General features: G+C 64.5%; 24 protein-coding genes. 14 read left to right on the top strand and 10 right to left on the bottom strand.

Annotated elements, in window-relative coordinates; genetic code table 11:
• The first annotated feature begins 85 nt into the window (after positions 1 to 85).
• Positions 86 to 1,264, top strand: a complete 1,179-nt coding sequence (locus VLE48_14530) for an MFS transporter (GenBank protein HSA94226.1) — start codon at positions 86 to 88, stop codon at positions 1,262 to 1,264.
• 9 nt (positions 1,265 to 1,273) lie between these two features.
• Here the strand turns inward: VLE48_14530 and VLE48_14535 are convergent, their stop codons facing one another.
• From VLE48_14535 to VLE48_14545, 3 genes are all read right to left on the bottom strand, one after another.
• Positions 1,274 to 1,795: a VanZ family protein gene (locus tag VLE48_14535; protein ID HSA94227.1), complete on the bottom strand. Its 522-nt coding sequence runs from the start codon at positions 1,793 to 1,795 to the stop codon at positions 1,274 to 1,276.
• Entirely contained in the window at positions 1,782 to 3,287 is a 1,506-nt protein-coding gene (gene guaB / locus VLE48_14540; GenBank protein ID HSA94228.1) for an IMP dehydrogenase, read from the bottom strand. The genes VLE48_14535 and guaB overlap by 14 nt, the downstream gene beginning before the upstream one ends.
• A 106-nt stretch (positions 3,288 to 3,393) precedes the next feature.
• Positions 3,394 to 3,867: a hypothetical protein gene (locus tag VLE48_14545; protein HSA94229.1), complete on the bottom strand. Its 474-nt coding sequence runs from the start codon at positions 3,865 to 3,867 to the stop codon at positions 3,394 to 3,396.
• Between the two features lie 284 nt (positions 3,868 to 4,151).
• Here VLE48_14545 and VLE48_14550 point away from each other — a divergent pair, with 284 nt between their 5' ends.
• The 10 genes from VLE48_14550 (at position 4,152) to VLE48_14595 (ending at position 12,419) form a co-directional block, all read left to right on the top strand.
• Positions 4,152 to 4,580 (top strand): heavy metal-responsive transcriptional regulator, encoded by a 429-nt coding sequence (locus VLE48_14550; protein HSA94230.1) that lies wholly within the window; start codon positions 4,152 to 4,154, stop codon positions 4,578 to 4,580.
• On the top strand, positions 4,580 to 5,293 hold the full coding sequence (locus VLE48_14555; GenBank protein ID HSA94231.1) for a MerC family mercury resistance protein: 714 nt from the start codon (positions 4,580 to 4,582) through the stop codon (positions 5,291 to 5,293). The genes VLE48_14550 and VLE48_14555 overlap by 1 nt, the downstream gene beginning before the upstream one ends.
• Positions 5,294 to 5,306: 13 nt before the next feature.
• Positions 5,307 to 5,576 (top strand): thioredoxin family protein, encoded by a 270-nt coding sequence (locus VLE48_14560; GenBank protein HSA94232.1) that lies wholly within the window; start codon positions 5,307 to 5,309, stop codon positions 5,574 to 5,576.
• 86 nt (positions 5,577 to 5,662) lie between these two features.
• Complete coding sequence (locus tag VLE48_14565; GenBank protein ID HSA94233.1) at positions 5,663 to 6,037, top strand: hypothetical protein; 375 nt, start codon at positions 5,663 to 5,665, stop codon at positions 6,035 to 6,037.
• Positions 6,030 to 6,227, top strand: a complete 198-nt coding sequence (locus VLE48_14570) for a hypothetical protein (GenBank protein ID HSA94234.1) — start codon at positions 6,030 to 6,032, stop codon at positions 6,225 to 6,227. The genes VLE48_14565 and VLE48_14570 overlap by 8 nt, the downstream gene beginning before the upstream one ends.
• Positions 6,228 to 6,263: 36 nt before the next feature.
• Complete coding sequence (locus tag VLE48_14575; GenBank protein ID HSA94235.1) at positions 6,264 to 6,632, top strand: hypothetical protein; 369 nt, start codon at positions 6,264 to 6,266, stop codon at positions 6,630 to 6,632.
• Positions 6,633 to 6,824: 192 nt separating this feature from the next.
• Complete coding sequence (gene rimP, locus VLE48_14580) at positions 6,825 to 7,343, top strand: ribosome maturation factor RimP (protein ID HSA94236.1); 519 nt, start codon at positions 6,825 to 6,827, stop codon at positions 7,341 to 7,343.
• Between the two features lie 100 nt (positions 7,344 to 7,443).
• Positions 7,444 to 9,141, top strand: coding sequence for a transcription termination factor NusA (gene nusA, locus VLE48_14585; GenBank protein HSA94237.1), 1,698 nt, complete (start codon positions 7,444 to 7,446; stop codon positions 9,139 to 9,141).
• A 151-nt stretch (positions 9,142 to 9,292) separates the two neighbouring features.
• Complete coding sequence (infB, locus tag VLE48_14590) at positions 9,293 to 12,055, top strand: translation initiation factor IF-2 (protein ID HSA94238.1); 2,763 nt, start codon at positions 9,293 to 9,295, stop codon at positions 12,053 to 12,055.
• 64 nt (positions 12,056 to 12,119) lie between these two features.
• The gene (locus tag VLE48_14595) at positions 12,120 to 12,419 is read left to right on the top strand and encodes a DUF503 domain-containing protein (protein HSA94239.1); all 300 of its coding nucleotides are present in this window, start codon (positions 12,120 to 12,122) and stop codon (positions 12,417 to 12,419) included.
• Positions 12,420 to 12,436: 17 nt separating this feature from the next.
• Here VLE48_14595 and rbfA read toward each other — a convergent pair whose 3' ends face one another.
• A complete protein-coding gene (gene rbfA / locus VLE48_14600) occupies positions 12,437 to 12,802 on the bottom strand; it encodes a 30S ribosome-binding factor RbfA (GenBank protein ID HSA94240.1) in 366 nt (121 codons plus the stop codon).
• Between the two features lie 249 nt (positions 12,803 to 13,051).
• Here rbfA and VLE48_14605 point away from each other — a divergent pair, with 249 nt between their 5' ends.
• Together VLE48_14605 and VLE48_14610 are read left to right on the top strand one after the other, a co-directional pair.
• Positions 13,052 to 14,665 (top strand): glycosyltransferase family 39 protein, encoded by a 1,614-nt coding sequence (locus VLE48_14605; protein ID HSA94241.1) that lies wholly within the window; start codon positions 13,052 to 13,054, stop codon positions 14,663 to 14,665.
• Positions 14,666 to 14,759: 94 nt separating this feature from the next.
• Positions 14,760 to 15,731 (top strand): N-acetyltransferase, encoded by a 972-nt coding sequence (locus tag VLE48_14610; GenBank protein HSA94242.1) that lies wholly within the window; start codon positions 14,760 to 14,762, stop codon positions 15,729 to 15,731.
• A 51-nt stretch (positions 15,732 to 15,782) separates the two neighbouring features.
• Here the strand turns inward: VLE48_14610 and VLE48_14615 are convergent, their stop codons facing one another.
• The 5 genes from VLE48_14615 to VLE48_14635 form a co-directional block, all read right to left on the bottom strand.
• Positions 15,783 to 15,965: a hypothetical protein gene (locus VLE48_14615; protein ID HSA94243.1), complete on the bottom strand. Its 183-nt coding sequence runs from the start codon at positions 15,963 to 15,965 to the stop codon at positions 15,783 to 15,785.
• Positions 15,962 to 16,387, bottom strand: coding sequence for a DUF6677 family protein (locus VLE48_14620; GenBank protein HSA94244.1), 426 nt, complete (start codon positions 16,385 to 16,387; stop codon positions 15,962 to 15,964). The genes VLE48_14615 and VLE48_14620 overlap by 4 nt, the downstream gene beginning before the upstream one ends.
• Positions 16,387 to 17,553, bottom strand: coding sequence for a M24 family metallopeptidase (locus VLE48_14625; GenBank protein HSA94245.1), 1,167 nt, complete (start codon positions 17,551 to 17,553; stop codon positions 16,387 to 16,389). Before VLE48_14625 ends, VLE48_14620 begins: the two co-directional genes overlap by 1 nt.
• Positions 17,554 to 17,630: 77 nt before the next feature.
• The gene (locus VLE48_14630; GenBank protein HSA94246.1) at positions 17,631 to 18,905 is read right to left on the bottom strand and encodes an MFS transporter; all 1,275 of its coding nucleotides are present in this window, start codon (positions 18,903 to 18,905) and stop codon (positions 17,631 to 17,633) included.
• A 23-nt stretch (positions 18,906 to 18,928) separates the two neighbouring features.
• Positions 18,929 to 19,234, bottom strand: coding sequence for a DUF167 domain-containing protein (locus VLE48_14635; GenBank protein ID HSA94247.1), 306 nt, complete (start codon positions 19,232 to 19,234; stop codon positions 18,929 to 18,931).
• Positions 19,235 to 19,442: 208 nt separating this feature from the next.
• On the opposite strand from VLE48_14635, the gene VLE48_14640 reads away from it, so the two are divergent.
• Positions 19,443 to 19,883, top strand: coding sequence for a hypothetical protein (locus VLE48_14640; GenBank protein HSA94248.1), 441 nt, complete (start codon positions 19,443 to 19,445; stop codon positions 19,881 to 19,883).
• 16 nt (positions 19,884 to 19,899) lie between these two features.
• Here the strand turns inward: VLE48_14640 and VLE48_14645 are convergent.
• On the bottom strand, positions 19,900 to 20,087 hold a 188-nt coding region (locus VLE48_14645), incomplete at its 5' end, for a hypothetical protein (GenBank protein HSA94249.1).

Below are 20,087 nucleotides of genomic sequence, written 5' to 3' on the forward strand. Positions count from 1 at the left end.
ATAGTTCCACCCTTCACCAGGTTTCATCACCCGCGCACCCGATCTCGGGTGCGCTTTTGTTTTTGCCGCGTGGTACAACTCCCTCATGCCTGCCGACCCGCGCGCGGGGCGCAACGTCCGCGTCTTTGGCGCCACCTCGTTCCTTAACGACACCGCCACCGAAATGTCGTACTGGGTGCTGCCGGCGTTCCTTTCCACGCTGGGTGCGGGACCCGCGCAACTGGGCATCATCGAAGGCATTGCCGAGAGCGTAGCCTCGTTCTCCAAGCTTTTTTCCGGCTATCTCACCGATCGTCTCCCGCGGCGCAAGCCGTTGGTAGTGGCCGGATATGCCGTGGCCAACGTAGCCAAGCCGTTGCTTGCGGTCGCCACCGCCTGGTGGCACGTGTTCGTGGTTCGTTTCGCCGACCGCACGGCCAAGGGCGTGCGCGGCGCGCCGCGCGACGTCATGCTGGCCGAATCGGTCCCGCGGGAGCGCCTGGGCGCAAGCTTCGGCCTGCTGCAGGCCATGGATTCTGCCGGAGCCATTGCCGGGCCTTTGCTCGCCCTCTTCATCCTTTCCCGCTACGGCCTTCGGGCCGTGTTCTGGGCCGCTGCCATTCCGGGGCTGTTGAGCATTGCGGTGGTGGCGTTGGGCGCGCGCGAAACCGGCGCCGCTCGCGCCTCTTCTGCTGCCGCGGTGCCTTCACCCGGCGCCGAATCGCCCGCGAATCCTGCAGCGTTGCCCTCTAGCTTCTACTGGATGCTGGCTGCGATCACGCTGTTCTCACTCGGTAATTCCAGCGACATGTTTCTCATCCTGCGCGCGCAGCAGGTGGGCATCGCGCCGGTTTACGCGCCCTTGCTGGGACTGGTCTTCAACGTGGTGTACACGGCCGCTTCCTGGCCCGCGGGCCATCTGAGTGACCGCGTCTCGCGGCGCGCGCTGGCCGCAGGCGGCTACCTCGTGTTCGCTGTAGTCTACGTCGTCTTCGCCGCCGCGCCCTCGCGCCGCCTGCTCTGGGTCATGATGGGCGGCTACGGGCTCTACTACGCGCTCACCAGCCCGGTGTTGCGTGCCCTGGTGGCGGAGACCATCGCGCCGGAGGCGCGTGGCCGCGCCTTCGGCATCTTCTATTTCGCCACCAGCATCGCCACGCTGCTGGCCAGCCTGATCACCGGTTTCCTCTGGGACCGCTTCGGCGCTGCGCTGCCCTTCTATCTTTCCGCTGCACTCGCCGTGGTCGCGGCAACCATGCTGGTGATCGGGAAACGGGAAACGTGAAACGCGAAACTATCTTTTCCGCCTGGCCGCAACCAGCAGCACTCCCTGCGCCAGGATGGCGCCGAAGCAATCCAGTGCCACGTCGCGATACGTCCCGGTCCGCTCCTTGCTGTAGCTCTGCAGCAGTTCATCGGACGAAGAAGTGAACAACACCAGGCCGAGCGCCAATGCGGCCCAGCGCCACTTCCAGCGCGCCGGGTTTCCGCTGTGCTCGTGCGCGGTGGCGCGCGCCGCGCGCAGCGCCAGCCAGCTCAGCAGCGCGTAGGCGACTACATGACCGAGCTTGCGCAGCGCCCTGTGGATCAGGTCCACCTTGGCGGCGCTGACCGTCCCGAACAGCGTGGTGAGCAGCCACTGCACCCAGGGTGAGGTGGTTTCGGTGCCGAGTTGATCGCCGGAGGCCCACAGGATGAGCGCCGTCCAGATGAGGGGCGGCAGCCAGTGGCGTGCGGCGATGTGAAAAAAGGACCGTTTCGTCCCGGCGGGGCCGGCGGCGGACGGTACGCTGACCTGGGGCTTACTCGAGGCGATAGTTGGGCGCCTCTTTGGTGATGATGACGTCGTGCACGTGGCTTTCCCGCAGTCCGGCTCCGGAGATGCGCACGAAGCGCGCCGTCTGCTGCAGCTCGGCGATGCTCGCGCAGCCGCAGTAGCCCATGCCGGAGCGCAATCCGCCCACCAGTTGATGGACCATGGCGGCCAACGGGCCCTTGTAGGGCACCCGGCCCTCGATGCCTTCGGGAACATACTTGGCCAGGCGGTTGCCATCGCCTTCTTCGATCTCGAAGGCCGGCGAGGCGTCACCCTCGCTGGGTTGGGCATAGCGTTCTGCTGAGCCCGCGCCCATGGCGGCTAACGATCCCATGCCGCGGTACGACTTGAACGAACGGCCCTGGTAGAGAATGGTTTCGCCGGGACTCTCGTCGGTGCCGGCGAACAGCGACCCGATCATCACCACGCTGGCGCCGGCCGCCAGCGCCTTGGTGATGTCGCCGGAGAATTTCACCCCGCCATCGGCGATCAGCGGGATATCGGCGTCCTTCACCGCCCGCCAGCATTCGGCTATGGCGGTGATCTGCGGCACTCCCGCGCCGGTGACGATGCGCGTGGTGCAGATGGAGCCCGGCCCGATGCCGATCTTCAAGGCGTCGGCGCCGCACTTGGCCAGCTCGCAGGCCCCGTCGAAGGTGCCCACGTTGCCGGCGATGACGTCCACGTCCGGCAGCTTCGACTTCAGCGTCTTCACGGCATCCATCACGCGCGAAGAGTGGCCGTGCGCCGAATCCACCACCAGCACGTCGACTTTCACCTTCACCAGTTCCTGGGCGCGCTCCAGGAAGTCGCCGGTGGCGCCCACCGCACCGCCCACGCGCAGGCGGCCCTGCGCGTCCTTCGAAGAGTTGGGATACTTGAGCTTCTTCTGGATGTCCTTGACGGTGATCAGGCCTTTGAGCACTTCATTCTTGTCTACCACCAGCAGCTTTTCGACGCGGTGCTCGTGCAGGATGTTCTCGGCTTCCTCGAGTGTAGTGCCCACGGGCACGGTGATGAGCTTTTCCTTGGTCATCACCTTGCTGACCGGGATATCGGTGCGGGTCTCGAAACGGAGGTCGCGATTGGTAAGGATGCCCACCAGCTTCTTGTTCTTGGTGACCGGCACGCCGGAGATCTTGTAGCGGCGCATCAGCTCCAGGGCCTCGGAGATCCTGGCGTCGGGCGGGATGGTGATGGGATCCACGATCATGCCGCTCTCCGAGCGCTTCACCTTGTCCACTTCGCCGGCCTGCTCTTCGATGGAGGAATTGCGGTGGATCACTCCCATGCCGCCCTGTTGGGCCAGCGCGATGGCCAGGCGCGAATCCGTCACCGTGTCCATGGCGGCGCTGATCAGCGGGATGTTCAGGGTGACGTTGCGGGTGAGCCGGGTGCGCGTATCGGCCTTGGCCGGGACTACTTCAGAGCGCGCCGGCAAGAGCAACACGTCGTCGAAGGTGAGGGCCTCGGGGACAGGGAAGTGAATCATTGGTGCGTACTCACACTCGGTGGGATAGCCATTCCGTATTCTAGCACTCAGCCGTAAGCAGTCAGCATTCCGCTAGTTCTCAGTTCTCGGAGAGCGGAGTGCTTCGTCAGCCAGTGGCGGGCAAGGGACGCTCACCATGCCCAACTGAGTCCGGCGCCTTTCGCTCGGCCGGGGCGGCGGCGCGATCCTGTTCGGCGTACTCGTCGAGGCGTTGCAGCAGGATTTCGGCGAAGCTGGGGCCGTTCATGTAGACGGCTTCCTGCTGCTCGCGGGCGAGCTGCTTGAGGTTGGCGCTGGCGGTCTGCAGGGCATAGATGAGCAGGGCGCAGGTCTTGGTGTCGTGCGCCTTGTCCTGCAAGGCGCGGATGACCTGCAAGAGGCCGAGCTGGATGCTGGTGGCGTCCTCGGGGATGGGCAGGTCGTAGTTGGGGCGCTTGGAGCGGCGAGCCTGCTGATGGTAGTAGCAGAGACGGCGGCCGCGGACGGCGGGCGAGCCGCAGCGCAGTCCGTTCAAGCGGACGTGCTGGCAGCGCAGAGCTTCGTGGGCGAGTTCAAGAGCGGATTGTTGTTGGGCAGTCATACCCCCTCCCCCGGGTAGTGTCTAGTGTAATCAAAGAGTTGCGGAGCGAGATCTCGACGAGTCTCGGGAATCAAAGGACTTAATGGTAAAGTCTCGTGGGTAAAGGAGTTAGCGTTGCGAGTTGGTAGTGGGTCAGAACTATTTAAGGCGAACATAAAGCGAATATAGCAAGAATAGCGTAGATGTCAAGAACAAAAATATATACGTATCAATAAGCAATAATCTATAAGCGGCAAGCGAGGCTCATTCTGCTCTTGACTCCGTAGTATGGTACGGGGCGCAGAATGAACAGGAAGAGAAAAGGCATGATGATCGGGCAACTGGCGCGTGCGGCGGGCGTGAACGTGGAGACGGTGCGTTTCTATGAGCGGAAGGGCCTGATGCCAAGACCACCGAGGCGGCCTTCCGGATATCGCGAGTACCCGGGCGACGCGGCCCGGCGCATCCGGTTCATCCAGCGGGGTAAGGAGCTGGGGTTCTCGCTGCGGGAGATTGCCGAGCTGCTGCGGCTGCGGGTGGACCCAGGGCGAAGCTGTGCCGAGGTGAAGGCGCAGGCGGAGGCGAAGCTGGCCGACATCGATACGAAGCTGCGCGAATTGCGCCACATGAAAGGGGCTCTGGAGAAACTGGCGGCGGAATGCAGGGGCCGGGGCCCGACCAGCCAGTGTCCTCTGCTGGATGCACTGGAGGCGGTGGAGAGGAAGAGGAAGTGATGGCGCGAGTCGAGCTGATCTACGACCGGGATTGTCCCAACATCGGTGAAGCGCGTGCCGAGCTGCTGCGGGCTTTCGAGCGGGCGGGAGCTTCTCCGCGGTGGGAGGAGTGGGAACGTTCGGCGGCAGAAAGCCCGAGCTACGTGCGGCAGTTCGGTTCTCCGACGGTGCTGGTAGACGGCAAAGACGTAGCGCCCATGGAAGAGGTTGCGGGCGAGGGCTGCTGCCGCCTGTATGGGGAAGATTCAGGAACACTGCGTGCTCCTTCGGCGGAGCAGATAGCGGTGAAGCTGCGGGCGGTGACGGAACCGGTGCGGAAGAACATCGGCTGGGGAAGCGGCGCCGTCGTGTTGCCGGGAGCCGGGGTAGCGCTGCTACCCAAGCTGGCTTGTCCGGCGTGCTGGCCGGCGTATGCAGCGGTGGTGAGTTCACTTGGACTCGGCTTCCTCCTGCAGAACAGCTATTTGCTGGTCATCACGACGGGTTTTCTGCTTCTGGCACTTGGGGCTCTGTGGTGGCGGGCCAAGGAAAGACGAGGCTACGGACCTCTGGTGCTAGGTGTGATGGCATCCGCCGTAATCCTGTTAGGGAAGTTCAAGCTGGAATCGCAGCCCATTTGGTGGGCGGGAGCCGCGTTGCTGGTTGCCGCCTGCGCATGGAATGGATGGCCGCGCCGGGGGTGTCCGGCATGTGCCGTTCCTGAGCAAATCTGAAGTTGGAGGAATCATGAGTGCAAAGCGAAAGATAGAAATCTTCAGTGCCGGTTGTGCGGCGTGTGAAGAAACCATCCACATGGTGAATCGCGTGGCCTGCCCGTCGTGCGAGGTCAGCGTGCTGGATATGCAGGACAAACAGGTGGCAGCACGAGCGCGTTCCTTGGGCGTGCGCTCGGTGCCGGCTGTGGCGATCGACGGCAAGCTGGTGGACTGCTGTGCGGGCAGAGGGCCGGAAGCGGCGACGCTCAAGCGTGCAGGTCTGGGACAGCCGGTTGGATGATCTCTCAAGGCTCGCGCCCTGCCGCTGCGGAATCTGGAGCGACGAGCGCGTGTCAGGCGCAACTCGGCGAACGCTCGATAACCATGATGAGTGAGAAGTTATCACCGCCCGTACCACAAGAGACGCAATGGAAGGCGCCTCTGGCCTCCATGGGAGCGTTGGTGAGCGCTCTGCTGACGCTGGGATGTTGCGTGCCAGTCGGCTTGCTGGGTGCTGCCGGCGCCGCCGGAGCAGCAATCTTTCTTGGCAAAGCTCGGCCCTGGCTGTTGGGCCTATCCGGGGTGTTCCTCATCTTCGGTTTCTTGCAGGTCTTTGGAGGGGCGCGGTGCGGCCTGAAGCCGTCCAAGGCCAACCTCGTGCCGCTGTTTCTGGCTACGGCGATCGTGGCGGTCGTTCTGCTGTTTCCACAAGTCGTCGCCCAAGTGCTTGCCGATTGGGCAAGTGGAGCGAGCCGTGGGTAAGTGGCTGGTGGCGGCAGCCGTCCTGCTGTTGGTTGCGGTGCTGGGCTGGCAGCTCTGGGGACCCTCACAGGCTCCTAGCGGACAGCCTCCTATGCTCGAGTTGAATACGGAAAACGTCGCCTCGCTGAAGCGCGGCTTCAATGAGGCTTCCGACCGGGTTCGCATCATTGCTCTGCTTTCTCCCACCTGATCCACGTGCCTGCGGGGGGCCTCCGCAATCCAAAACGTGCTGCAACAGCAGCCTAGCGGCGATGTAGCCATCTTCGCAGTCTGGGAGCCGATTCTGCAGACCGACTGGGCGAAGCCCGGTAGCAGCGTGCTCGCACGAATGCCGGATGGGCGAGTGCAGCAGTTCTGGGATCCGCACCACCTGATTGCCGGGGAGCTGAGTCGGAGCATGAAGCTGGACGCTGCACATCCTCGGCCGGATTGTTGCTGGGAGGAAGGCGTGCTGTGGGATCTCGTCGCCGTTTATCCCCAGGGAGCGGCGTGGGAGTCCTCAGTGCCGCGCGCGGTGTACATCCAAGGGCCGGTGGTGAACGCAGAAAGATTACCGCAAGTCCTCGCAGAGCTATTGGGTAAGCCCGCGGAGTAGATCGGCAGGAAACGCCCATTTGTTTTTTCTCATTTGCGGGCGTAGAATGGCAATCGAGTTGACTGATGTGGCGGAAGCACACCAGTGGGCGCAAGCCCATTTTTTATTGCGGTGAATCATCCGTCCGCAAGCAGCCATCAGCAGTCGGTAAAGGCGCGATTGCCAGGCGGGGAGTTCGGAGGTAGGCCGCTGATGGCGTTGGATATAGAGCACATACGGGCGATTGCTGAGCGGGTAACGGGCTCGGCTGGTCTGGAGCTGGTGGAAGTGGAGATGCGCGGCGGAGGCAAGTTCCGGACGCTGCGCATCGTGATTGACCGGCCGGGGCCGACGCCGTCGAGCCCTCCGGCGGGCGTGACGCATGAGGACTGCGCCACGGTCAGCCGGGAAGTGAGCGCCATCCTCGACGTAGAGGATGCGGTGCCGGGCGGCAGCTACACCCTGGAGGTCTCGTCGCCGGGGCTGGATCGGAAGCTGGTGCGGCCGCTCGATTACGAGCGTTTCACCGGCAGCCGGGTGCACGTGATGACGCGGGAGCCGCTCGAAGGCAACCGGCACTTCGAGGGGAGACTCGAAGGATTCAGGGAAGGCCGGCTGACGCTGAAGGTCGAGCCCGGGCGGCGGGAGCGCCGGCGGCAGGGCGCGGTGGAGCGGAGGCTGGAGATCGAACTGGGGAACGTGGAGAAGGCGAGAGTCGTTCCTGAAATTTGATCCTTGAATCATTGAGTCATCGAATCAATGAAAAGCCGCGAGTACGGAAAGCGGAAGGCGGAAAGCGAGTCGCCAAGAGCTAAGAGCTAAGAGCTAGAACATGCCGAGCCTGTTGTACCAACAGATTGACGCGCTGAGCCGGGAGAAGGGCATCGACCCGCAGATCGTGGTGTCGGCGGTGGAAGACGCCATTGTGGCGGCCACGCGCAAGAGCATCAAGACGCCGGAAGACCTGCGCGCCGAGCTGGACAAGGAAAGCGGCGTGATCGCGGTGTACGCGGTGAAGCAGGTGGTGGTGGACGAAGACGAGATCGAGGACCCGCACACCCAGTGCACGCTGGAAGAAGCGCGCGAAGTGGATCCCAACGTCGAGGTGGGCGGGGAAGTGAAGTTCCTGAAGTCTACCGAGGGCCTAGGACGGATCTCGGCGCAGATCGCCAAGCAGATCATCTTCCAGAAAGTGCGGGAGGCGGAGCGGGACACCATCTACAACGAGTACGTCAACCGCATCGGCGAGATCGTGACCGCGACGGTGAAGCGCATGGAGGGCCCGGACGTGATCTTCGACCTGGGCACGGAAGCGCGCATGCCGCGGCGGGAGCAGTCGCGGCTGGAATCGTTCGCGGTGGGCGAGCGGGTGAAGGTGGTGATCTCGCGGCTGGAGCGCGCCTCGCGCGGGCCGCAGGTGATCGTGTCGCGGGCGGCGCCGGATCTGGTACAGCACCTGTTCCAGACCGAAGTGCCGGAGATTTACGATGGCACGGTGCAGATCCGGGCCATCGCGCGCGAAGCCGGAGAGCGCACCAAGATCGCCGTCATGTCGAAAGACAAGGACGTCGACCCGGTGGGCGCCTGCGTGGGCATGAAAGGCATGCGCGTGCAGTCGATCATCCGCGAGCTGCGCGGGGAGAAGATCGACATCATCGAATACCACGAGGACCCGGTGGTGTTCGCCGAGAAAGCTCTGCAGCCTGCCAAGGTGGGCCGCGTCTCGGTGGTGGATGCGGCGGAAAAGCACCTGGAAGTCATCGTGGATGACTCGCAGCTCTCCCTGGCCATCGGCAAGAAAGGGCAGAACGTCCGCCTGGCGGCCAAGCTCCTGGGCTGGAAGATCGACATCAAGAGCGAAGAAGAAAAGCGCCAGGAAGTGGAGCAGCAGATGCAGGCGCTGGTGGCCCCGCCCACCACGCCGCTGGAGCAGGTACCGGACCTCAGTGAAGGGGTGGTGGAGAAGCTGAAAGGCGCCGCTATTACCACGGTGGAGGGCCTGGCAGACATGACGCCGGAGCAGTTGGAGGCCATTCCGGGTATCGGGCCGAAGACGGTGGAAAAAATCAGCCTCGCGGTCAATAATTACTTCCAGAGCCTGGGAGTGGCGCCGGAGCCGGTTGCCGAGGCGGCGGCGGAAAGCGCCGAGGCCGCTCCTGCCGCTGAAGGGGCAGAGACAGCAGAGGCTGAAGCGGTCGAATCTGAAGCGGCGAAGGCGGAGCCAACCGAAGCTGCGCCTGTGGAAGCGGTTGAGGCCGCGCCGGAAGCTGCGGAGGCGCCAGCCGAAGTGCCTGCGACCGAGGAAGCTGGGGCGGAAGCCGTGGCCGAAGGGGCCGTGGTCGAGGAAGCTGGACCGGAAGCTGCTGCCGAAGAGGTAGTGGTCGAGGAAGCTGGACCGGAAACTGCTGCCGAAGAGGTAGTGCTCGAGGAAGCTGGGGCGCAGGAAGAGGCTTCCGCAGAGGAAGCCCCGGCCGAGGAAGCGGCGGTCGAGGAAGCTCCCCAAGAATCGCCAGAAGAACAACAGTCGTAGGCAAGCGAGCGGGAAGCAGAAACCCGCTGCGCATAGCGCAGCGGAACAATGAGCACCGAAGCACCGTGTAAGCTGTCCAACCCAATGCGCAGCACAGGAACCAGGGGGTTCGGATGAAGACTTAGCGGAAATTCGGAGAAATACGGGGCGGATGGATAAGGTACGAATCAACGATCTGGCCAGGGAACTGGAAGTCAAGAGCAAGGCCATCCTGGACCTGCTCCCGGGCTTCGGCGTCACGGAAAAGAAGACGCACTCGAGCTCGGTGGATCCGGACGTGGCCGAGAAGGTGCGGAAAGCCATCCGCGCCCAGGCGGAAGCGGCAACCCCGCGCGCCAGGGCGGCACGTCCCGCTCCGGCCGAATCGGACATCAAGCCCAAGTTCGACCTTTCCAAAATCTCCAAGCCCGGCGATGTGCTGAAAGCCATCTCCGGACAGGCCGCGCCGCCCGCCAAGGCGGCTGCGCCACCCGCCGCGGCGGCCAAGCCGGTGACGGCAGCACCACCCGCTGCACCCGCGGCTCCAGCCGCAAAGCCCAAGGTGGCAGCTGCACCTCCGGCGGTGGCTCCGGCAGCGCCGGCAGCCAAGCCTGCGGCGCCTGCGCCGCCTGCGCCGCCGGCTGCGGCCATCCCGCCACCGGCTGCGCCTGTCGCAAGACCGGCCGCTCCTGCGGCTACCGGCGCGCATGCCAGTGCGAGGCCTTCGCCTCCACCTCGGCGGATGATCACACCGCAGACCGGTCCGCGCCCGGTGTACAAGGCTCCCGCCGCCGCGCCACCCGCAAGCGCGAGCGCGGGTGCGAGCGCGTCGACGCCTCGTCCGGCTCCGGGACGCCCGGTGCCGGGCAAGCCCATCTTCCAGCGGCCGCGACCGGCCGCGCCGATGCGACCGCCGTCGCGTCCGGGTGAGCGCCGTCCGATGCATCCCACGCGCACGTCGCCGAGCGGCGTGGCGCGTCCCATGGGCGGAGCTCCGGGAATGCCGCCGCCTTCGCGTCCGGCAGGACGCCCGGGTGCGCCGGGGCGGCGCCCACAGTATCGCCGTGGCCCTAAAGAAGGGCCCATGAAGGGCTACAAGCCGCCTCCGCGGCTGACCCCGATCTCCACCGAGCCGCTGCCCATCACGCGCTCCATCGTGATTCCGGAAGGCATCAGCGTGAAGGACCTGGCGGAAAAGCTCGATGTGCGCGCCAAGGATCTGATCGCGCGCCTGCTGGCGCGCGGGGTATTCGCCACCATCAATCAGACGCTGGATGCCGAGCTGGCCACGGAAATGTCGCGGCAGTTCGGGGCCGACACCAAGACCATCAGCTTCGAGGAGGAAGTGGCGCAGGAATTCGCGGAAGCGACGCCGGAAGCCGACGATGCCGCCAAGCTGATCCCGCGGCCGCCGGTGGTGACGGTGATGGGCCACGTGGACCACGGCAAGACGTCGCTGCTGGACTCCATCCGCGAGACCAACGTGGCGGGCGGCGAAGCCGGCGGCATCACCCAACATATCGGCGCGTACAAAGTGAAGATCGTCGATTCCGAGTCGCCCGCCTACGGGCGCGAGATCGTGTTCCTGGATACGCCCGGCCACGAGGCCTTCACGCGCATGCGCGCGCGGGGCGCCAAGGTCACCGACATCGTGGTGCTGGTGGTGGCGGCGGACGACGGCGTGATGCCGCAGACGCTGGAAGCCATCGACCACGCCAAGGCCGCCAATGTGCCCATCATCGTGGCGGTGAACAAGATCGACAAGCCGGAAGCCATGCCGGAGCGGGTGAAGAAACAACTCGCCGACCGCGGCCTGCTCCCCGAAGACTGGGGCGGGAAGACGGTGTTCGTCGACGTTTCCGCCAAGAAGAAGACCAATCTCAACCTGCTGCTGGAGATGGTGTGCCTGGTGGCCGACCTGCAGGAGGTGAAAGCCAACCCCGACCGCCCGGCTACGGGCACGGTGCTGGAAGCGAGGCTGGACCGCGGGCGCGGCAACGTGGCCACGGTGCTGGTGCAGAACGGCACGCTGCGGCGCAGCGACACGTTCATCGTAGGCAACATATTCGGCAAGGTGCGCGCCATGTTCGACGACCGCGGCAGCGCGGTGGAAGAGGCCCCGCCGGCCACGCCGGTGGAGTTGCTCGGCCTCGAAGGCTTGCCCCAGGCCGGCGATCAGCTGGTGGTGATCGCGGACCGCGACCGCGCCCGGTTGATCACCCAGTATCGCGAGCAGAAGACGCGCGAGGCCATGCTGGCCAAGAGCTCCAGGGTGACGCTGGAAGGCCTGGCGGAGCAGATCAAGACCGCCGGCATCAAGGAATTGCCGCTCATCCTGAAGGGCGACGTGCAGGGCTCGGTGGAGGTGCTGGCCGATTCCCTGGACCGGCTCTCGACCGACAAGGTGAAGATCAAGATCCTGCACTCGGGCGTGGGCGCCATCACGGAGACGGACGTGCTGCTGGCCTCGGCGTCGAACGCCATCATCATCGGGTTCAACGTGCGGCCGGAACGCAAGGCGCAGGAACTGGCGGAGCAGGAAAACGTCGATCTGCGACTGCACTCGATCATCTACGAGCTGCACGACGAGATCAAAAAGGCCATGGCCGGGCTGCTCGAGCCGACCATCAAGGAAACCTACCTGGGACGCGCCGAAGTGCGCGAGACCTTCCGCATCCCCAAGGTAGGCACGGTGGCCGGTTGCTACGTGCAGGACGGCATCATCAAGCGCGACGCCGAAGTGCGGCTGCTGCGCGACAACGTGGTGGTGTTCAAGGGCAAGGTCGGGTCGCTGCGACGCTTCAAGGAAGACGCCAGCGAAGTGCGCCACGGACTGGAGTGCGGCATGTCCATCGCCAATTACAGCGACATCAAGAAGGGCGACGTCATCGAGTGCTTCGTGACGCAGAAGGTCGCGGCCGAGGCATTGGCCTAACGGCAGTTTCGAGTTTCACGTTTCGAGTCCTGGGCGTCGCCTTCTTGAACTTGAAACTCGACACTTGAAACTTGCCTTGATTGCTTTTCTCACCGTCGAAATCCACATTGAAGGGGCGCGGTCGCTGAAGGACAAGCGACAGGTGCTGCGCAGCCTGAAGGACGGGCTGCGGGCGCGCTTCAACGTGTCGGTGGCCGAGCTGGAGTCCAATGACCTGTGGCAGCGCGCCACAGTCGGCATCGTCAGCGTCTCTTCTTCCCGTGATTACCTCGAGGGCCTGATGCAGAAGGTGGAGCGCGAGGCCAACCACATCGCTTCCTCCACGGGAGCGGAAGTCACGGAGAGCTTCCTGGATTATCTGTAGGTCTCAGGTCCAGGAGACTATTTCTTGCGTTTTTCGGCGCGGCGCAGCAGTTCGTCGATGCGAGCCTGCATCCTCTGAGAGCGGTCGAGGTGAAAAGTCATCTCCGGAGGATGGGCCATGCCGAGGCGCACGCCGACTTCGCGACGGATGTAACCCTTGGCGGCCGCGAGGCCTTCCATGGTCTGCTGCGCTTCGTCGTCGTCGCCCTCGACGGAGACCAGGATGCGCGCGGAGCGGCCGTCGGACGCGAGCTTCACTTCGGTGACCGTGGCCAGGCCGATGCGCGGATCGGCCAGCTCGCCCTCGAGCAGGGAGCTGATCTCGTCACGCAGGGCGTCGGCGACACGCTCGAAGTGGTGCTCGCGGCTACGTTGTTCAGGCATCAACGAAAAGATAGCAGTGGCTGGTGACTAGTGGCTAGTACCCAGTACCGAGTACCCAGTACCCAGTACCCAGTGGAGTTCTCAGTTCCCGGTTCTCAGCTCCCAGAAAAACCAAAACAAAAACCAAAACCAAGACAAAAGCCAAAAACCCAAGCCAAGAGCCAAGGGCCAAGGGCCAAGGGCCAAGAGGCATCCCTGACTTCGCCAGGGATGACAACAGGAAACAGGCTCCTCTACACTCGAACGGCAATGGCAGGACGCACGGTGCGGGAACTCGTGACGCTGGCTGCGTTCTGCGCGTTCCTGTTCTTTTTCGGGCTGGGAAGCTTCGGGCTGTTAGGCCCGGATGAGCCGCGGTACGCGCAAGTGGCGCGGGAGATGGCAGAGCGCCACGACTGGGTCACGCCCACCCTGCACGGCGAGGCGTGGCTGGAGAAGCCGGTTCTCTACTACTGGCGAGCGCGGGTTGCGTTCGCGCTGTTCGGGGTATCGGATTGGTCGGCGCGGCTGCCCTCTGCGACCTTTGCGGCACTGATGGCGGTTGTCATCTACCTGTTCACGCGGCGCTTCCGTCCCGGCGGGCAACTGGAAGCGGCGCTCATCACGGCATCGGCAGCCGGCGTCTTAGGTTTCGCGCGCGCGGCCTCCACTGACATGGAACTGGCCGCGCCGTTCACCATTGGCATGCTGGCCTGGTACGCGTGGCACGCCACCGGGCGCAAGCTATGGTTGGCCGCGTTCTACTTCTTCCTGGCCGTGGGCACGCTGGGTAAGGGACCGGTGGCGCCGGGACTGGCGGCGCTGATCGTGGCGGCGTACGCGGGCCTGCGCCGGGATCTTCGGCTGCTGTGGCGGACGCTGTGGCTGCCGGGCGTCCTGCTCTTCCTGGCGGTGGCGATGCCCTGGTATGTAGCGGTGCAAGTGGCGAACCCGCAGTTCTTCCGCGAGTTCTTCCTGGAGCACAACCTGGCGCGCTTTGCCACCGACCTGTACCGACACAAGCAGCCGTTCTGGTTCTATCTGCCCGTGCTCATCCTCGGCTTGCTGCCGTGGACGGCGATCGCTTTCGCGTCGCTAGTGCAGGCGATCAAGCGGGCGCGCCTGGCATGGAAGGAGCGCGGTGAGACGCGCGATCCCCTGCCGCTGTTCCTGGCGGCCTGGGCGGTGGCGCCGGTGGTGTTCTTCTCGCTGTCCCAGTCGAAGCTGCCGGGATACATCCTGCCGGCGCTGCCCGCGTGGACGCTGCTGGCAGCCGACCTGGTGTGGCGGCGACAGCATGAAGGCAAAGAGCTGAACGCAGGGCTGCTGTGGGGACATGCGCTGGTGCTGGGAGCAATCGCGGGCGCGCTGCCGCTGGTGCCATTCGTGTTCCAGCGACCGCGGCAAGAACTGGAGGCTTGGGCTCTGGGCGTCGCGGTCGCCGTGGGCGTGGTGGTGGTCGCAGCGGCCGCGATTACGCTTCGCCGATACGGCATGGTCATGCTGCGCTTCGTGACGCTGGTGCCGGTGGTCCTGGCCGTGGCCTTCCTGGTGCGGGTGGAAGCGGTTCCCATAGACCGGGCGCTTTCCGGCCGGCCGATAGCAGCAGAACTGGAGCGGCTGGGCACGGAAGGCAAGCCGGTAGCGGCGTTCCGCATCCACCGCAACCTGGAGTACGGGTTGGGCTTCTATCGCAACCAGGAAATCAAGCGATACGAGCGCAACGAGATTCCGTCGGAAGACCATCTGTTGATCGTGCGCGAAGGGAAGCGAGAGGAAGCAGCGAAGATGGCCGGTGGGCGGAGGCTCTCGCGGATCGGAGAATTCGGGGCGCAAGGAGTGGAGTTTTATTGGGTGTCATCATCCATGCAAGCTGGGGAATGAAAAATGCAGAACGAAGGCACAGAACACCTCGTGAGGAGTAGTCAGGCGGATACCAGGGCTTGGTCCGAGGCGTGAGGCGCACTAGACTGACGACGTGGCGACGGCAGCGCTCAAGTCGGTGGAGATCCTGGACCTGCGGCATTTCGGGTCGCAAGACTTGCGTCCGCTGCTGGAGGAAGAGGTCGAGCTGTGGGACCAGATGCTGGGTTGGGACTACAGCGGGTCGGCGGAGATGGTGCTGCGCTACATGGACGCGCGCATCCTGCCGGGCTACGTGGCGGTGGAGGGGCGGCAGGTGCTGGGCTACTCGTTCTTCGTGTACGAAGGCAGCAAGGGGATCATCGGCGACCTGTTCGTAAGCGGCGGAGGAAAGACACAGCGAAACGGGAGTGATCCGCTGGAGCACCGGCTGTTGACGCACGTGATCGAGACGCTGGAGGAATCGCCGGGGGTCCATCGCATCGAGTCGCAATTGCTGCCGCACAAGACCGGGCGCGTGGCGCGGCCATTCCTCGAGGCGGGTTTCCGGCGCCATCCGCGGCTGTTCATGGTGTGGCCGCTGCGGCCGACGGCGATGGAGACGGGCGCGACGCAGGACATAGAGTTCCGCCCCTGGCGCGAGGAGGACTTTCAAAGCGCCGCGGCCGTGATCACGGCGGCCTACCGCGGTCACGTAGATTCGGAGATCAACGACCAGTACCGCACGGTGGCGGGCTCGCTGCGCTTCCTGAACAACATCGTGCGCTTCCCGGGTTGCGGCACATTCGATGGAGAATCTTCGTTCGTAGCGGTGCACCGGCCGACGCAGCTCATGGTGGGGCTGATCCTGTGCTCGAAAGTCCGGCACGACGTGGGGCACGTGACGCAGGTGTGCGTGGCGCCGGAGTTCCGCGGGCGGAAGCTGGGCGAGCGCCTGATCGCCGCCTGCCATGCCAGTTTGCTGCGGCGGAAGTGCACGTCGCTTTCCCTCACGGTCACGGAAGCGAACGCGAACGCGGTGGGGCTGTATAAGCGGCTGGGATTTACGGTGACGCATGTGTTCGATGCGTTTGTGTGGGAAGGGTAGCTGCTAGCCTCTAGCTCCTAGCCAGGAGCTAGAAGCTGGGAACCGAACCTGTTAACGCCGCAACAGCCACATCAGCCAGCCTGCAATAGTCAGCCCGATCATGAAAAAGACGAAACATTCGATGCCGTAGCGCACCTGCTCGCGGGGTGTGTTGCGTTGGGTGATGCCGAAGACGATGGAGGTAAAGAAGGCGAAGATGAGCGCGGCGGAGAAGTGGGAGAGTTCGAGGCTCACTGCTTCTCTCCGATGGCGATGTGGTAGGCGTCGACGGCGGCGATGACGTTCAGGAGCCCCGCCACCACGATGTACTTGGTGCCGTAGTCGGCGGTGGCGAGGTTGATGGAGCCGCGTCCCCAGTCCATCATGCGGGTGACGATGTAGAAGAGGCCGGCGCCCAGGTCGCCCACGAAGCCCAGCATATCCAGGATGTCGCCGGTATTGGGCGAGTACACCTTGCCCTGCATCAGGATCCCGAGAACGAACATGACGGCGACCGAGACCAGGAGCAGCGCGCCGCGAATCCAGCGCTGGAGCAGGAAGTGGCCGCCGCCGGGAACCAGCCAGGCGACGATGGTGACGACCACCGCCCACGGAGTGACAGGCTTGCGCGCAGGCTTGGCTTTCTCCGCCGGGGCTGCAGTGGTGGCTTCGGCCATCAGATGAGCACGATCTCCTGCTGGATTTTCCCTGTGACTTCGGCACGGCCGGGGCGCACGAGCACGTTCACTTCGCTGCGCACGCCGAACTCGGGCAGGTAGATGCCGGGCTCGATGGAGAAGCAGGAGTTGGGAATGATCTCGCGCTCGTCTTTGGTCTCGAGGTTGTCCATGTTGGCGCCGTTGGCGTGGACCGAGGTGCCGATGGAGTGGCCGGTACGGTGGACGAACTGGGCTCCGTAGCCGGCGGCGGCGATGTGCTGGCGAGTCGCCTGGTCCACTTCCCAGCCGCAGATACGGCGGCCCTGGGCGACGGCGTCCTGCACGGTCTTGACGCCGACATCGCGGGCGCCGCGCACGATCTCGAAAATCTTCCGGTGGCGGTCGGGAATGGACTTGCCCACGAAGCCGGTCCAGGTGATGTCGTAGTAGACCGAATCCGGCTGGTCGAGGCGAGCCCAGATGTCGAGCAGGACGAAGTCGCCCTCACGGATGGGAGCGGAGCGGTCGGCGCGGGGCTCGTAGTGCGGGTCGCCGGAATGCGCGTTCACGCCCACGATGGGCGCGTCTTCGGTCACCAGCTTTTCGCGGGCGAAGGCTTCCATGATCCACTGCTGCATCTCGAATTCGTGGGTGCCGCTGCTGCGGACGCGGCGTCCGATCTCCTGGAAGGCGGCGGCGGTGATGGCGTCGATTTTGTCGCGGGCGGCGTAGTGGGTCTGGATCTGGGCGTCGCTCCAGGTGGCCTCGAAGCGGGCCACCAGGTTGCCGGAGCTGGCGATTTCCTTGCCGAAGCCGCGGATGAGCTCGATGGTGCCGGCATCAACCAAACCGATGTAGGGGACCAGGTTGTTGGGCGAATACTGCATGGCGATGACGCGATAGGGCGCGAGCATCGCCTTGAGGTTCTCCCAGAGTTCCTGCCATGCCGAGTATTCACGCTTGGAGCCGGGCAGGGAGTCGAGATGGCCGGCCTCGATGCGGTGAACAAGCTTCGAGGGCTCGCCCTGGGCGGGGATTAGATAGAACCAGCGGCGGGTGACCATCAGGCTTTCCGGGAGGCCGAGGACGCGGTAGGCAATGGGGTCGCGATGGTGGTGGTCGTAAAAGAGCCAGGCGTCAAACTGCTGCTCGCGCAGGGCAGACTGGATAGCGGCTAGGTCCATGGGCGAAACAGCTATTTTACAGGACGCAGGAGGCGGGGCACAGGAGGCGGGAGGCAGGGGGCGGGATGCAGGAAAATCTAGGCGGACGCGGTGGCCGCGGTCTTCTCCGGCTGGACGATGCGGTTGTAGATCCAGAGGAGCAGAGCGGTAGCCACGCCGACGCCGGTGACCGCCCACCAGATCAGCTCCGGCTGCTGCTGTACTTCCCCGAATTGATGGAGGAGCTTGCCGCCCAGCCAGCCCGCCGCCAGCGAGCCGATGCCGATGGGCAGGAAAGCGAAGCCCAGGTAAGCGCCCTGCTGCCCGGGCGGCGCCAGGCGCGAGATGTATTCGTAGTAGCGCGGCGCCTGCGTGATCTCTCCCAGGGCCACGACCACCAGCGTGACGTAGGCCATGGTCACCGTGGGGTGGACGGCGAGGATGACCCAGGCGAGCGCGGAGATGAGCGTCCCCAGGGTGATGGCGTGGAATGAGGGCAGCTTGCGGATGAGGAAGTTGACGACGACAGTGAGCGAAATCACCGTAAGGGGACCGGCGGTGAGCATGAGTTCGGTGTCGGCTTGAGCGTCAACATATTTGACGACGTAGAGCGGCAGGATGATGAACTCCTGCCAGAAGACGATCCAGTAGCCGGAGAAAATCAGAAGAAAAGCCATGAAGCGGGGGTTGGAGAACACCGTCCAAAAGTTGCGGGCGGTCTGGCGGAGGTCGGTGGGACGGGAGTCGGCGGAACGAGCCGGCTCCTTGAACAGGAGCAGCACGGCGAAAAACATCAGGAAGACGCTGAGAGCGGCGACGCGGAAGACGTTCTCGACACTCATGCGCTGGTGCACCCAGGAGGCAACGTAGGGCCCGGCGGCGCCGCCGATGTTCACCAGCGTGTAGTAAATCGAGTAGCCGAGGGAGCGGACATTCTCGCGCGAGGCGTGGGCGGTGGTGCCGACCACGGCGGGCTTGACCAGGGCGACGCCCAGCGCGGGGAGCATGAGGACGAACGCCACCAGCGCGCCCAGCGGAACCAGGTCTCGAACCGGAGCGAGCCACGGGGCTCCAATCGAGCCCAGCAGGAAGTAGGCGACGCTCAGGATGAGGTAGGCAAGGGAAAGGGCACGGCGGAAACCGAGGCGGTCCGTGACCGCTCCTCCGAACGCCGCCAGGAACCAGACCAGCCCGCCGAAGAGACCGGTGAGGTTCGAGGCTTCCTGCGTGGGGAACTCGAGCGTCTCATGCAGGTAGCGGGCGAGCGAGGCGAAGGCGGCGTAGTAGGAGAGGCGCTCGAAAAGCTCGGTGACGTTGGCCACCCAGAAGGGGCGGTCGAAGCCGGCGCGGATTTCGGCGAGGCGCTGGGACAAGCCCATGAATCAGGTCTCAGGTGTCAGGTCTCGGGTGTCAGGAAAGGCGCAAATCGTCGCCCCGCCTCCTCCGCCGAAAGGCCGGCAATCGCCACTACCTTGCGACGACTGCTCTGGCCCGCGGCTATGGTAATCGACGAGCGGGGCACGTTCAAAATCTCCGCCAGAAATTCCACCAGAGCCTGGTTGGCGCGCCCCTCGAGGGGCGGGGCGGTGAGCGCGATCTTCAGAGCGTCTCCGAGTTGGCCGACAATCGCGTTGCGCTTGGCGCGAGGCTGCACCTTGACGGCAAACCTGGCGCCGTCACCCGCGTTGTGGACCGGAATCATTTCGTCGCTTATGGTCGCAAGAGCCAACAATAGGCGGCACGGTACACCTGTGCCTGGACTTCCGAAACGACATCGGCTCTAATTCTCGCACGTGACGCTAGGACTGTCGGAAACGACGCCGCGAAGCGAGAGCCGCCTCAAGGCTCTATTCTGGCCGTCCGTGGATAGTGGGACGGACGTAGATTACCTGGGTACACAGGGCCTTTGGGTGGCAACGCTTGTTGCTGCTGGTTCTTTTGTGGTGTCGCTGGTTTCGGGTCAGTGGGTTGCAGGGACGCTGATGCTGGTGTTCTATTTTATCGGTGGTATTGGTATCCGAGAACGAAACAGGTACGCGGCGGTAGTTGTCTTCGTTGTCTACGCGTTGGAGGCGATCAGCGCCGGCCTAGGGATTGTGCGAATAATATTCGCCGCCTTGCTGCTTTCCAATGTACGCGCCACGTTCATCGCATCACGGTGGAAGGCGGAGTCGGAGGAAGCTGCGATTCCCCCACGTCTCAGCGAGACTCTGAGCGATCGCTTCTCTGACCAGCTGCCGATGTGGCTTTGGCCCAAGATTCGCATTCCCTACTACATATTCTCGTCTGTGCTCCTGGCTCTGATGGCGGTCGGACTGGTTGTGATGACTGGCCGCGGCGTGACCCGCTAGGAGCTCCAGTCCCTCATTAGGTCGTACTCCGCGGGCCGAAGATGGCGGTGCCGAGGCGGACACAGGTGGAGCCTTCTTCGATGGCAACCTCAAAGTCATGGGACATGCCGATGGAGAGTTCGTCCATGGAGACGGCGGGGAGACGACGGGCGGCGATCGTGTCGCGCAACTCGCGCAGGCGGCGGAAGTAGGGGCGGGCGCCTT

This window comes from Terriglobales bacterium (assembly GCA_035454605.1).
Classification (GTDB): Bacteria; Acidobacteriota; Terriglobia; order Terriglobales; family Acidobacteriaceae; genus DATMAB01.